12 protein-coding genes are annotated in these 13,516 nt (G+C 57.4%); 6 read left to right on the top strand and 6 right to left on the bottom strand.

The features are described from left to right. Nucleotides 1-5: 5 nt before the first annotated feature. Nucleotides 6-674, top strand: a complete 669-nt coding sequence (locus tag C7459_RS05710; protein WP_109687270.1) for a DUF2642 domain-containing protein — start codon at nt 6-8, stop codon at nt 672-674. Here the strand turns inward: C7459_RS05710 and C7459_RS05705 are convergent. From C7459_RS05705 to C7459_RS05690, 4 genes are all read right to left on the bottom strand, one after another. Further along, nucleotides 662-1,306 (bottom strand): MIP/aquaporin family protein, encoded by a 645-nt coding sequence (locus tag C7459_RS05705; protein ID WP_109687268.1) that lies wholly within the window; start codon nt 1,304-1,306, stop codon nt 662-664. The two genes, C7459_RS05710 and C7459_RS05705, sit on opposite strands and share 13 nt — an antisense overlap. Nucleotides 1,307-1,393: 87 nt before the next feature. Further along, a complete protein-coding gene (locus tag C7459_RS05700) occupies nt 1,394-2,380 on the bottom strand; it encodes a hypothetical protein (RefSeq protein WP_109687265.1) in 987 nt (328 codons plus the stop codon). A 16-nt stretch (nt 2,381-2,396) separates the two neighbouring features. Further along, entirely contained in the window at nt 2,397-2,894 is a 498-nt protein-coding gene (locus tag C7459_RS05695) for a DUF2642 domain-containing protein (RefSeq protein ID WP_109687263.1), read from the bottom strand. Between the two features lie 161 nt (nt 2,895-3,055). After that, complete coding sequence (locus tag C7459_RS05690; protein WP_109687261.1) at nt 3,056-5,191, bottom strand: HelD family protein; 2,136 nt, start codon at nt 5,189-5,191, stop codon at nt 3,056-3,058. A 170-nt stretch (nt 5,192-5,361) separates the two neighbouring features. Between C7459_RS05690 and C7459_RS05685 the strand changes: the two genes are divergently transcribed. The 3 genes from C7459_RS05685 to C7459_RS05675 are packed head-to-tail and all read left to right on the top strand — an operon-like array spanning nt 5,362 to nt 10,358. Then, the gene (locus C7459_RS05685) at nt 5,362-6,825 is read left to right on the top strand and encodes a TerB N-terminal domain-containing protein (protein ID WP_109687258.1); all 1,464 of its coding nucleotides are present in this window, start codon (nt 5,362-5,364) and stop codon (nt 6,823-6,825) included. 20 nt (nt 6,826-6,845) lie between these two features. Continuing rightward, nucleotides 6,846-8,183 (top strand): ATP-binding protein, encoded by a 1,338-nt coding sequence (locus C7459_RS05680; protein ID WP_109687255.1) that lies wholly within the window; start codon nt 6,846-6,848, stop codon nt 8,181-8,183. Between the two features lie 12 nt (nt 8,184-8,195). Next, entirely contained in the window at nt 8,196-10,358 is a 2,163-nt protein-coding gene (locus tag C7459_RS05675) for a DEAD/DEAH box helicase (RefSeq protein WP_109687253.1), read from the top strand. 60 nt (nt 10,359-10,418) lie between these two features. Here the strand turns inward: C7459_RS05675 and C7459_RS05670 are convergent, their stop codons facing one another. Both C7459_RS05670 and C7459_RS05665 read right to left on the bottom strand, forming a co-directional pair. After that, a complete protein-coding gene (locus tag C7459_RS05670; protein WP_109687251.1) occupies nt 10,419-11,060 on the bottom strand; it encodes a peroxiredoxin-like family protein in 642 nt (213 codons plus the stop codon). 133 nt (nt 11,061-11,193) lie between these two features. After that, nucleotides 11,194-12,249: a DUF6687 family protein gene (locus tag C7459_RS05665; RefSeq protein ID WP_109687249.1), complete on the bottom strand. Its 1,056-nt coding sequence runs from the start codon at nt 12,247-12,249 to the stop codon at nt 11,194-11,196. Nucleotides 12,250-12,407: 158 nt separating this feature from the next. On the opposite strand from C7459_RS05665, the gene C7459_RS05660 reads away from it, so the two are divergent. Together C7459_RS05660 and C7459_RS05655 are read left to right on the top strand one after the other, a co-directional pair. Continuing rightward, entirely contained in the window at nt 12,408-12,698 is a 291-nt protein-coding gene (locus tag C7459_RS05660; protein WP_109687247.1) for a YerC/YecD family TrpR-related protein, read from the top strand. A gap of 95 nt (nt 12,699-12,793) precedes the next feature. After that, nucleotides 12,794-13,507, top strand: a complete 714-nt coding sequence (locus tag C7459_RS05655; RefSeq protein ID WP_109687245.1) for a geranylgeranylglyceryl/heptaprenylglyceryl phosphate synthase — start codon at nt 12,794-12,796, stop codon at nt 13,505-13,507. Nucleotides 13,508-13,516 lie beyond the last annotated feature (9 nt).

Here is a 13,516-nt window from a genome sequence, read left to right as displayed (position 1 = left end):
GAAAGGTGAACAGTCTGCGTAAGTATGTAGGGTTTTCCGTCCTCCTAGAAATCTCAGGAGGCAAAACGATCACGGGAGTTCTGTCCGATTTGGGGCCGGACTTGCTGATCCTCGCTGTGGGGGAGCGTTTCTATTACATCCCGTTTCTCCATGTCAAATCTGTGGAAAAACTGTCGAACGCCGTGGCGTCGCCCGTGCAAGAGATCCCATCCGCACCGGTCGAAGTCGAGGCCGACTTGATCTCCTACCGGAACCTGCTGTTGCACGTCCGGGGGCAGTTCGTGGAGTTGTACGTCTCGGGTCACGAGTCGATACACGGGTATCTGACCAGCGTGATGAACAACTACTTCGTTTTTTACTCACCGGTCTACAAGACGCTCTACATCTCGCTGGAGCATCTGAAGTGGTTGATCCCGTATCCGGCACAGGACACTCCGTATGCGTTGAACCAGTCGTTGTTGCCAGTCAATCCGAACCCGCTTCCCCTGTCGCGCAACTTCGACGAACAGGTCAAGAAATTGGTCGGCAAGCTGGTGGTGTTCGATCTCGGGGATCATGAGGAGAAGATCGGGCTGTTGACCGCTGTCGACAAGAACGTGATTGAAATGATCAATGCCAACGGCGAGGTGCGGTACTGGAACCTGCGCCATCTGAAATCGATCTACTCGCCGTGATACAGATACCGATAGAGCAAGGTGGCAGCCAACGCCCCGCAACTGGGGGCCGCCATGTAGATCCACAGCGCATCGCCCTGACCCGACAGCAAGGCCGGGGCGAGCGTGCGCACCGGGTTCAAGGAAGCGCCGGTCAGCGGTCCACAGATCAGGGAAGCCAGCGCCACCATCCCGCCCACGGCGAGTCCGGCGAATGACTTCGTAGCCTGTCCATGCACAGACGAACCGAGGATCACCAACAACAGCCAAAACGTGAACAGAAATTCCAAGCAGAACGTCTGGTGCCAAGGCCCGATCGGAATCGTGGCCCCGAGATGTGCGACCTGACCGAACAACAGCCAAACAGTCGCACTCGCCGCCAATCCCCCCAGCAGTTGTGCGACGATGTAGGAGAGCGTGAGGCGAGCAGGCAGGATGCCGAGCAACCAAAATGCCAGGCTGACGAGCGGGTTGAAATGTGCCCCTGAGAGGTGACGCAGCGCATAGATCAGCGTCATGACGACCAACCCGCTGACCCCCGCCATGCCGACAGGGGTCAGGGAGTGCGTCAGGTTGTCCACCACGACCGCACCGCTACAGGCAAAAATCAGAAAGTAAGTTCCGAGGAATTCCGTGGCTACTAAGCGTCTCATGCTACCAACCTATTCAGCGGGTGTTCGGTCTAGACGCAGAAAAAACGAGCATGACCTGCAACCACTGCAGGTCATGCTCGTTTTGCTTCAGGAGTGCGACATCCGTAGATTCTTCGCTTTTTTGCGGGTGAGAAAGGGGTAGATGTTCGGCAACCGTTGCGAGCGGGGGTGGTCTGTCGCGAACCAAGTGGAACTCAAGCGGAGGATGCTGAAGCAGTCTCCTGACACATCGCCTTCGCTCTCCTCGTAGAGTTTCGTATCATACTTGGAGACGAGCAGCACTTGGGGCGGCACGTCAGCCTGCACGGAGAGTTGAGACTCCGGTGGCGAATCCGCGAGCGCAGCCGTTGGTGAGGCTGTTGGTGAGGCTGTTGGTGAGGCTGTTGGTGAGTCCGCGAGCGCAGTCTGCTGTGTTTCCGGTTTGCGTGGCTGCCCAGTGCTCGATACTTGTCGCGGCTTCTGCTTGAGCGGTTCGGAGAGCGAGTAGGTGGTGAGCCGTGGTGAAACGTTCTCCGGCGCTTTTTCGGTGCGTGCCGAGGTCTTCTCGGGTGCGGAGGCCGATGTCTCCACAGCCGATGTGACCGAGGCAACCTCCGGGGTACTTGTGTTCTCCGCCGTCACAGCAGATGCTTTGGCGGTGGTTTCCGTTGTGATCTCCGGCTTTTTGTAGCGGATGACGGGCGAGAGGTTTTTTAGTTGTCCGATTGGGTAGTAGATCATCTGCCGGTCGGACTTCACGATCTGGATCATGCCTTCTGGAACGGAGATCAACAAGCCAGTGAGCGTGCCTTCACCGTTTTCGATCTTGACCATCTGGTTGCGCAGGGATGCCAGCACCTCTTGGAAGGACGGTGGGAAGGATTGATCCATCCACGACACGTAGGAGCCATACTCTGCGATGTTGGTGCAGATCGATTTGATCTGGGCGTAGGGATAGTGCACCAATTGCTTCCCATCCGTGTACAGCGTGGCATAGTCGTCTTGGACGTTGATGAGGATCCCTACTACTGCGGTGTCACCGAATTGGTCGAGTGTGATCTTGTGACCGATCCGTTCTTGCAAGAGGTTTCGCATGCCCTCACCCCATTATTTATTCTTCTTTTTTGCCGCCATCAGAACCGTTTTTCTTTTTGTCATCATTTTTGACTGGGGCGTTGATTACCCAGGTGATGGTTTTGATGTGGTACAGCGGGTAGTGGACATAATCTTTCATGTTGTGGACGATCGTCACCGCATCTTCATGCACGGTCAGGAGCACACCTTCCAGTGCGTTCGGGCCGTTTTGGTTGATTTTGACCAGTTTGTGCGTGAGTTGTTCGAGGAGGTCACAGAGATCTACAGCATCGATGATCGCCGGGAGCACGCCCTCCGGATCTTCCTCGGCGCAATCGTTTTGTACGACTTCGACGAGGATCGGTTCGCTGATCGTCTTGATGTGTTGGTTGTTGACGTAGACGATTCCATCGGCCGTTTCCACGATCAGGTGGTCACCTTTTACCGCCAGCAGTTTGCCTTGCAGTTTGTCAGGACCGCCGCGCTCAACTTGAATCAACTTGCCAACCGAGTTTTTCAGATAATCAAAACTCATGAATGTTCCCTCCAATGTATTTAGAAGTTAGGGGAATGCCCTGTTGTCGATACACCATATGAGAAAAGGGCGGGCTCGGTGATAGGCGTTCGTCTATAATTGACAAAACTGGCTGGCGTGCAACAAAAAACCTCTGTCCACAACTGTGGACAGAGGTTTTTTTAGGAGCTAGGCAGTACGTTCGTATCGATTTCATCGCTCAAATCGGCGATCAATGGTGACACGACCCCAGTGTGCAACAGCCAGAGGTGGTGCAACGCACGGGTACAGCCTACGTAGAGCAATTTGGCATCCTGCGGGGTCAGTTCATAGCGAGTCTCGTCCACATCGGTCAGCAACACGGCATCGAACTCCAGCCCTTTGGAGAGGTAGATCGGCAGGACGGACAGGCCGCCACGGTATTGGCGCTGGCCAGAGTGGATCAGCGTCGCTTCAAAACCGGCTGTTGTCAGATGCTCATGCAGGATGCGGGCTTCGTCGTCGGTGCGGGCGATGACGGCGACCGTGGAGGAGTCGCCACTTTGCAGCAGGTGCGCAACAGACCGGGTGATCGTTTCGAGACGCTGGTCGGGCGCAACCGCGTGTACGACCACTTTTTCCCCGGAGCGAAAAACGGGCTTGGCGAGTGTGACCGGCTCGCCGGAGCGCTCCAAGATCACGTTGGCAAAGTGAATGATCTCCATCGTCGAGCGGTAACTGCGGTCGAGGCGGAAGAATCCAGACGCCTCCTCTCCGAACAGCGAGAGGAACTCGTTCCAATCTCGGATGCCTTGGTAGGCGTGAATCCCTTGCGAGAGGTCGCCTAAGATCGTGAAGGAGTCGCTGCGTGTGCGTTCCTTGAGCACGGCGACTTGGAACGGCGAAAAGTCTTGCGCTTCGTCGATCACGGTATGGTCGAACACGTCGTTGCTCTCGATCCCATGTAGGCGGTCGCGGATGTAGAGCAGCGGGGCGAGGTCTTCGAGCTCGACCCGCTTTTTCTTGAACAGCTTGACGGAGGACTGTTGCAAGGCTTCTGGCATCGTCTGTGAATTCGCGACGAATTGCTTGTAGAGTTGGAACTGCGTCTGGGCGGGCCAGTGCTTGAAGAAGGTGCGGAGCTTGGCGCTGCCCGATTTTTTGAAGTCCTTGCGCAGGTGTACCTCCCAGACTTTGTCAAGCTCCATCGCCATCCAGCGCTTGATGCGGGCGTGGACGCGGTCACGGCGTTTGGCGAGCGGGTAGTGTTTGTATTCGGTGTAGAACCACTCCTGCATCGTCTGGTAGCGAAGCGTTGCGCCTTCCCAAGCGGTAAAGTCCACCTCGGGGACGAACGTTTTTTCATAATGGTGCAGTTGTTCATCGAGTTCGTGCAAGAAACTCAGGCGACCTTTCCAACGGCCAGGTGCATCGTCGGTGAGGACTGGGCGTTTGGCGCCGATGCCAAACCATTCGGAGAGGCGGTCGGCGGGGTCGGTCAGTTGGATTTCGTGGTCGAGCAACTCCAGCGCCCAATCGGTAAAGGTGGTCTGCTGGATGCCGCCGACGCCGAGTTCAGGCAGGACGCTGGAGATATAGTCGAGGAACATCGAGTTCGGGGCGAAAATGATCATGCGCTCCGCACGGATGTTTTCGCGGTATTGGTAGAGCAGGAAGGCGAGACGGTGCAGGGCGACGGTGGTTTTGCCGGAGCCTGCGACGCCTTGGATGACGAGGGCGAGGTTTTTGGCGGAGCGGATGATCTTGTCCTGTTCCTCTTGGATCGTGGAGACGATGTCGCGCAGTTTGTTGTCCTTGTTCTCCGACAGGCGGTAGAGCAGGAATTCGTCGGTGACCGCGAGATTTTCACCCCCGCGTTCGTAGGCATCGACGACGCGTTGGAGGATCTGCTTGCGGATGACGAGATTGCGTTTCAAATAAATAAGCCCTTGGATCACCCCGTCCGGGGAGTCGTAGGAGGCGGCATCCTCACCGCCGGTGAAGGAGTAGTACATGGAAGCGACCGGTGCGCGCCAGTCGATGACGAGCAATTCGCCGGTGTCGATGTTCTCCACACCGACCTTTCCGATATAGAGCGGGGCGGGGGCGTCCTTGCCTTCCTCTTCAAAGTCGAGGCGTCCGAAATAGGGTTCGGGGCCAGCGATGGCGAGTGCGTGGCGTTGGGACTCGCGGATGTTGTCGAGGACTTGCTCGGTCAGGTCATCTCCGTAATAACGTGGGATGTTTTGGAGGGTCTGCAATTGGCTATCGATCTCGGCAGCGGTTTGTTCGAGTCGCTGCAACTCTTGTTGATAGGCACTTTGAATCTCCTCTTCCAAGATCAGTTACCTCCGTTTTGAGAATTTTTCGCCCGAATTGTAGACGAGAGGTTCCCAATATATCACAGCAATAGGTTGCAGGCAAGGAGAGGAAAGGGTACGATGAAATGTAGGACATTTGGCAACAGACGGGAGGTGAAGGGCCTCTGGAACTTGGGGAACTAAAAGCCATGCAGTTTCGGGAAGCGGTTCGTCGCTATCGAGATCAACACGGCACGGCGGCCCCCGAAGTAGAGTTTTCGCACAACTGGCCCAAGCATGAACATCTCGACCCTGCGCAGTTGCGCTGGTTTTTGTACTGGCGAACGCTGTGGGAGGGAGGAAGTGTGCAGAAGACGGGCCTCTCCTATATGATGATTCACATCTACGAACTGTTGAGTTTGGAATATATACAGGAGCCCGAACAAGCGGTGGAGCGGCTGGTCAAGTTTTACACCGAATTCCGTGACATCCAGCCGCGTCTCGATGTGACGGTGGTGCGCTGGATCGGCGATCTCTATCTCAAGATGGGGGAGATCGACAATGCGCTGTACTGGTACACGCATGGAACCGCGGGCGATCTGTTTGAAAAACTGTCGTGGTACCGCTACGGGCACCGCGACATCCCGCTCTGGCTGTTTCAAAAAATAGCCGGCGTGCCGAAGTCGCAGTTTTACCGCGAGCACTTGCCGGAGATCGAGTCGGAGCTGGAGTGGATGATGCAGGCGGTGTTTCGGAAGTTCTACGAACTCGAAGGCATGCATCCGCTGGATAAGTTCGCACGCTACACCGACGAACCGACAATCTACTTGTTTTCCAGCACGCCGATCCATGAGAAGTACTATCTCGATGGCTTCCGGCGGTTTGAGCAATCGGGCCCGTTCGTCCACTTCGTCAAGCACGCCTTGCGCTACGCAGAGAACCTGCTTCGCCGGGGAGAACGCAAGCCCCGCTTGAAGTGCGACGAGTCGCTGGCCGTGTACTTCCAAGACCTCGAAGCGCGCTATCCGCTGCCCGAAGTTGTGGAGAAGGAAAAAAAGAAAGAGCCTCGCATCAGCAAGGCAGCCGCCATCGTGGAAGAACCGATGCCGACGCTTGCGGTGGAGATGCCGGTTGAGCGCGTAGAGATCGACTTCTCGCGGGTGCAGGCGCTGACCAACGAGACGGAATGGCTCGTCGATATGATGTCGGAAGGAACAGCGGGCGACGAACTGCTGGTCGGTGATCGCCTCGGTCGGAAGTCTGCGGAACTAGCGAACCCTGAGGAGAGCGCGCCGCAGAGCCAGTCTGCTGAAAACGGGACCTCCGGTACCCGCTCCTCGCCCTTCGCGTTTGCCGAAGACGAGAATTCAGGAGCCACGCTGATGAATTCGCTTTTTTCCGATGCGGAGGCGGGAGAATTGGCGGAGTTTTTGGCAAGCCTGAGTGAGGGGGAGCAAGCGTTTCTGCGACACCTCGCCCAGAGCGGGGAGCGAGCGAGACGCAGCTTGGCGGAGTGGTTGAAGGCCAAGCGGATGTTCCTCGATGCCACGGTGATGCGCCTGAACGAAGCGGCGATGGACGCTGGATTTGAGCCGCTGATCGAGGAGGGCGATGACGAGCTTTCCATCAGTGAGGAGCATGAAACGGCCCTGCAGGAGTGGGCGTTGCGTTGATAGAGAAGGAGTGACGGCAGATGAGTCAGATGGTGAACAACAAGCTCACGCGCAAGGCGGCCAATGCGATCATCCAATCGATGGGCGGCGGCGTCGTGCCGCAGGAAGGCATCGAGCATGTCGTCGTCGGTCGCGTGCGCGAGATACGGCAGTTGGTGGAAGACCTGAATCTGACGGCTGACGGGCTGTCCTGCATGAAGTTTTTGATCGGTGACTACGGGACGGGCAAAAGCTTCATGGCCACGCTGACCCGCTACATCGCCTATCGAGAGAATTTTGTGGTCGCCTACACCGACTTGACGGCCAATCGCCGCCTCTACGCCCACGATGGCAAAGCGGTCGCGAGCTACTCCGACCTGATCCAAAACCTCTCGACCAAATCCAAGCCCCACGGCAATGCCCTGCGGTCGCTGATCGAGCGCTGGCTGTCCGACCTGCAACAAAAAGTCGCGCTGGAGCACGAGTTCGACGGCATCCCGGATGCCAGCGACGCACGGTTCACCCGCCTCGTCACCGCCGAAGTGCAAGCGGTGATCCGCGATGTGCAGGAGCTCTCCGGCGGATTTGATTTCGCGACGGTGCTGGGCAAGTACTACAACGCTTACCTGAGCGGCGACGAGCAGATTCAGGAGTACGCGATCAAGTGGTTGCGCGGGGAATACCGCACCAAGACGGAGGCGCGTGCAGATCTAGGCGTGCGCGAGATCATCAACGACGACAATTGGTTTGATTATGTGAAGGTGCTGACGAAGTTCATCACCTCGATCGGCTACCGAGGGTTGTTGGTGCTGTTCGATGAGGCGATCAACCTCTACAAGATCGACCACCCGCAGGCGCGGAGCAAAAACTACGAACGCGTCCTCGAATTCTACAACGAATGCACGCAAGGCCGCGCCCCGAACTTGATGTTGATGTTCATGGGCACGACCGACTTTTTGGAAGACGAACGGCGCGGTCTGTTCTCGTACAAAGCCTTGAAGTCGCGCTTGCAGACCAACCAATATGAAACGGATCAATTCCGAGACCTCCGCCAGCCGGTGATCAAACTCGCCCCGCTGTCCGGGGAGGAACTGTACGTCCTCTTGCAAAAAATGCGCGACATCTACTCCGCGCTGTACCAAGTGGAGGATGTCACGCGCCTGATCACCGATGACAACATCATGGAGATTGTGCAAAAGGCGCTGGCCCGTCCGGGCGGCGCGCAGTTCATCACACCGCGGGAGTTGATCCGCGAGTTTATCGGCATCCTCAACCTGCTCCACCAGAACCCTGACATGGAGCGCGGCGAGATCTTCACCGAACGCCTCGAACTGGCCCAAGCCGAAACCCGGAGATTCACCGGGCGGATGCTGGAGTAGGAGGTCGCGCCGATGACGTTTTCTCTCCTCAGCCCCACCATTCAGAAAAAAGTCTGGGATATGGGATGGCGCAACTTTACGCCGATTCAGGAAGCCTCGATCCCAGCGATCACCGACAAGCGCCCTTGCATCCTGATGGCGGGCACAGCCTCTGGCAAGACGGAGGCTGCTTTTTTGCCGATCCTGAGCGTGCTGGAGCGCGAGGGTGTACAGGGCTTGAAAGTTCTCTACCTCTCGCCGTTGCGCGCCTTGATCAACGACCAGTTTGAGCGCATCGAACAACTGACCGACACGCTCGACATCCCGCTGATCAAGTGGCACTCGGACGTCTCTCGTTCGAAAAAAATGACCTGGCTCGCCAACCCGCGCGGTATCCTCCAGATTACGCCGGAGTCGCTCGAAGCCTTGCTCGTCAACCAAACGGATCGCATCTCGGACCTGCTGCGCGAGGTGGAGTTTATCGTCATCGACGAACTGCACGCCTTTCTTGAAGGTGATCGTGGGTTGCAAGTGCAGTCTCTGCTCGCCCGCATGCGGCGCTACATGCGCCACACCCCCGTGATGATCGGCCTGTCTGCAACGATCGGCGCGCCGGAGGTGGCGCAGGCGTTTTTGCACCCGGAGCAGCCGGAAGCAGTCGAGGTGATCAATCCGGGTGATGGCAAGCGGCAGATCTTTTTGCAGGTGGAGTTTTTCGCCAAAGTGAACGGCACGTTCCCGTCCACGCTCGTCCAAGACCTCTACGACTTGACCAAGGACAAGAAATCCATCCTGTTCTGCAACTCGCGCGGGCAAGTCGAAGAGTTGACCCACCGCCTCAATGAGACCGGGCGCTCGGTCGGTGGGCCTAGCTATGTGCAGAAGTTCTACCCGCACCACTCCTCGCTCGACAAAGCAGAGCGCGAATGGGTCGAGGAACAGATGAAAAACACGCGCCAGCCGCTCGCGGTCGTCTCCACGAACACGCTTGAACTCGGGATCGACATCGGGTCGCTCGACCTCGTCGTCCAAGTCGATGCCACGCAATCGGTCTCGTCGCTCAAGCAACGGCTCGGGCGATCGGGTCGTCGCGAGGGCACCGATTCCTACCTGATGATGTACGCGACGGTCGACGAGGATTTGGTGCAAGCGGTGGCGGTCACGGAGTTGCTTTTTGAAAAATGGATCGAGCCCGCCATCCCCCGTCGCGCCACCTACGATCTGCTGTTCCACCAAGTCCTCTCGCTCTGTACGGAACGGCGCGGGATCTTCCGTGACGAACTGCTGACGGAGATCGGCGACAACCCGACCTTTGCCCACTTGCCGATCGCCCGCGTGCGGGAATTGTTGGAGTGGATGCTAGCGGAGGACTGGATGGAGATCGTCGAGGGCAAGTGCATTCCCGGCACGAATGGGGAGAAACTGGTGCGCTCACGAGATTTCTACGCCGTGTTCCAATCACCGGCGCTCTATAAAGTCCTGCACGGCAACCGCCAAGTTGGCAGCATCGAGGCCAATCCGCTCGTGATGGTCGGTGAATCGCTACTGCTCGGCGGTGCGACCTGGACGATCACCACGCTCGATGAAAAAAGGGGCGTCGTCTACGTCGAGCCCGCTTTTGACGGGAAAAAACCGATCTGGCTCTCAGGCAGTCGCTACATTCATTCGGAGATCGCTGACCGCATGTACGCCGTGTACACCTCGGAGCAAGACCTCGACTATCTCAGCCCACGCGCTTGGCACCGGCTGAAGGAGGTTCGCCACATCGCCACCATGCTCGGCTGGACGGCAGGAGCGCGGATTATCCAAGAAGGCAGCCGCACGCTGACTTTTTACGACTTCGCCGGCACGCGTCGGCAGAATGCGATGGCGACCCTGCTGCGCGGTTGGTTGCGCGAACAGGACCTGACGCTGACGGTGAAGCAGAGTGCGTTCTCTGTCGCCCTCGAAGGTGGCGAGATCGAGAAAGGGCTCGGCAAGCGCGCCTTGAACTTCCTCGTCGACACGTTGCACCGCGGCGACGAGGAGCGCTACCTGCTGATGGGTCGCGGCGTGGAACCGGAAAAAAGCCCGCCGACCAAGTTCGCGGGCTATCTGCCGAAAAACTTCCAGCTCTGGATCGAAGACGAGATCGAGCGCGATCTGGAAGGACTGCGCAAGTGGTTGCAAGTCCAGAAGTGGAAGATTCTCCGCTGATGCATGGCTTGTCAAAAAGCGCCCTGTCCGCAATGCGGAGAGGGCGCTTTTCTCATCGGGTTACAGGCTTTCCAATTGGTAGAGCAGTTCTGAGGGTTCCAGACGGACGGTGAAGTCCGGGTTGACGTAGGAGTAGCGGACGATGCCTTGCTCGTCGATCATGATCGTCGCCGGGACGGGCAGAATCCAGCGATCGCTGGCGTTGTACTCAGCGAGGTCGAGCGGGAATTGCTTGTACATTTCGATCAGGTAGTCCGGCACGTCGTACAACAGGTTGAACTTGGAGGCGACGATCCCGCGGGTGTCGCTGAGGACGTGGAAACGAAGTTCCAGTTTCTCCTGTTGGCTGAGCGTGTTGTCCGGGCTCTGCGGAGAGATCGCGATCAGTTGGGCACCGAGGCGGTGGATGTCCGGCAGAATTTTTTGGTAGGCAAGCAATTGCATGTTGCAATACGGGCACCACGATCCCCGGTAGAATTGCAGGATGACCGGGCCCTTTTTCCACTCGTCAGACAGGCGAACTTGGGTGCCGAGCGCGTCGGTCAGCAGGAAGTCACGGGCAGTACTGCCGACTTCCAGACCGGAGGCGAGGCCGGATTTTTGCAGGTCTTCGATAATTTGAAACAGCACGCTGTGCACTTGGACGGGGGTCGAAGCGACGAACGCTTCACGTGTCGCTTGGAGTTCAGCATTGAGGCTCATCAACAGGTCTCCTCTGGATCAGATAGTACTAGGATAACGTATTTATCTCGTAAAAATCCACTGGAAATGTAATATATCACCTGCGGCGTGCCGTTAAAAAAACGGGAAGCCACAAAGGGCTGCCCGCTTTTGCTTAAAACGCTTGTGCCAGCATCGAAGCGACGAGGTGTACTGGCAACTGGCTAGGTTGTAAAAACGACAACACCACCGGGAAATTGCGCCCCTTGATGCTGGAGAACGGCGAGAGTTCCTTCACCAGCATCCACTCGCCATCTGCTGTTTCCAACTCTTGCAACTTGCGAACGACACGCTCTAGCGGCGGATGACCATAATAGTGTCCGTTTGTACTGCCGCTGAACGCAAAGCCCGGCGCGCGCCAGGCGTGTGGCGTCTCTGCCCACATGTAGCCGGGGTACCAGAGGTCGTAGTAGGTGCCGCCATCAGGAGCTTCAACGGAGACCAGATGGACTTTGTCCGGGTCGAGTTTGTGGCGGACTTGTGGCAGGAGGAGCACGTCGTCGGTGAGCAACGCATTGAACGCCGGGATGTGCAGCGCCTGCTCATAGGCCCCGTTCACGACCGTGGCTGGGAGGTGGTAGTGGACGAAGTGCTGCCCGAGGACTTCGCGCTGCACCTGCCCCGACTCGACCCATGCGAGCGAACGATCCACGACCGCATAGACTTCCTGCGCTCGCGGGTCAGCTTGCAAGTCGGTCTCCAGCAAACGGATCAGCAGGTCGAACGAATCGGCGTATATGTTTCGGATATCCACTTTGTCTTTTTTCGCCCCGAACATGAAGCGGGTCAGTTCTTGGTAGGCCACCTGTGCCTGACGATCGCCCCAGCCCATGAAGTCGCCCATCTCCGCGATCTGGATGATCGTCTCGCGGTGTTGCAAGGCAAACTGAGGATGCACCAGCGTGAAGATCGACAGCACGCCATCGCAATCCAAGTGGTTGTTGATCGCCAGTTCCCAGCCGTCTGTCGCGTGCTCTGCGACGAAATTCATGCAGATCTCCGTCGAGGTGTTGGCTTTGTAGCGCTCTGGCGTGCGGTTGGGAATCCAATGGCTCAGTTCCAGATCCACACCTTCACGGTAGGTCGCATCTGCTGAGCCATCGGCAAAAATCGTCCGTGCGCTGGCAGGTCGAACGTCCGAACTCCCAAGTACAAAAAATTGTGGGATCATGCCCAAGCCCCCTGTTTTCATATACTTTTTATACATGTAAGTATAGGATTGGGATTCGCATAACGCAACTGCTTTTGTTATAATAACCAGTGAAGGAAATGTTTGAGATCGTGGCGAATACATAGGCGTTACAGAGGTACAGTATCGGAGGGATCTACATGCAACTTGACAAGCTTCGGGACAGATCGGTTGACCAGCTCTTCGAAGCGATCCTCCAAATTAAGACGCTGGAGGAGGCGTATATTTTCTTTGACGATCTGTGTACCGTCAACGAAATCCAATCGCTCGCCCAGCGACTTGAGGTCGCCCGCATGTTGCGCAAGGGTCACACATACAACCAGATCGAAGCGGAGACGGGGGCCAGCACGGCGACGATCTCCCGGGTCAAGCGTTGCTTGAATTACGGCACCGACGGGTACAAGATGGCGTTGGAACGCTTGAATCGATAAGGAACGGCATGGCAGACCTTCGCTTTTCATTGAAGCGGGGGTTTTGTTAGGTTTTGGCACCTGTACATTTGCGCACCTTAGAGGAGGAAGTCCGTGTGACGAAGCCTAGTGAGCCGCCGTGGCGCGAGTGGCGGCACGTGGTCAAGCTCGACCCCGACCGACCGCTCGCTGACGAGGTGTTAGCGGCGATTCATCGCGCTGGCACTGACGCGGTGTTGCTCGGCGGAACGCAGCGGATTACATATGAGAAAGTCAACGCCTTGCTCGGTCGCCTGCGTCGACTCGCACCCGACTTGCCCGTCTGGCAGGAAGTCTCGACGGAGGAAGCGGTCGTCGATGGCGTCGATGGTTACGCAGTGCCGGTCGTGCTCAACGCCGGCAACCCGCGCTGGCTGATCGGTGAGCACGTTCGAGCTGTGCTCCGCTACCGCCCGTTCATCGACTGGTCGCGTGTGCTGGTCGAGGGCTATCTGGTCTTGAACCCAGACTGTGCCGTCGCTGAACTGACGCAGGCTGACACCACGCTCACCGTCGAACAGGCCGCCGCCTATGCGGTGGCCGGCGAAGCGTTGTTCTCGATGCCGGTGATCTACTTGGAATACAGCGGGGCCTACGGAAACCTGGCGACGGTCAAGGAAATTTGCCGTCTGGTGGAGCAGGCCCATCTGTTTTACGGTGGAGGCATCGATTCCTATGAAAAAGCGGCGGAGATGGGGGCGCACGCCGACACGATCATCGTCGGCAATGCGCTGTATGGCGAGAACTGGCGCGCAGTGTTGACCGATACCGTCCGAGCAGTAAAAGGGTAAAAAGATAAA

Origin of the sequence: Tumebacillus permanentifrigoris, from assembly GCF_003148565.1 — a bacterium.
In the GTDB taxonomy this organism is placed as follows: Bacteria; Bacillota; Bacilli; order Tumebacillales; family Tumebacillaceae; genus Tumebacillus; species Tumebacillus permanentifrigoris.
This window is presented reverse-complemented; position numbering and strand designations above follow the sequence as displayed.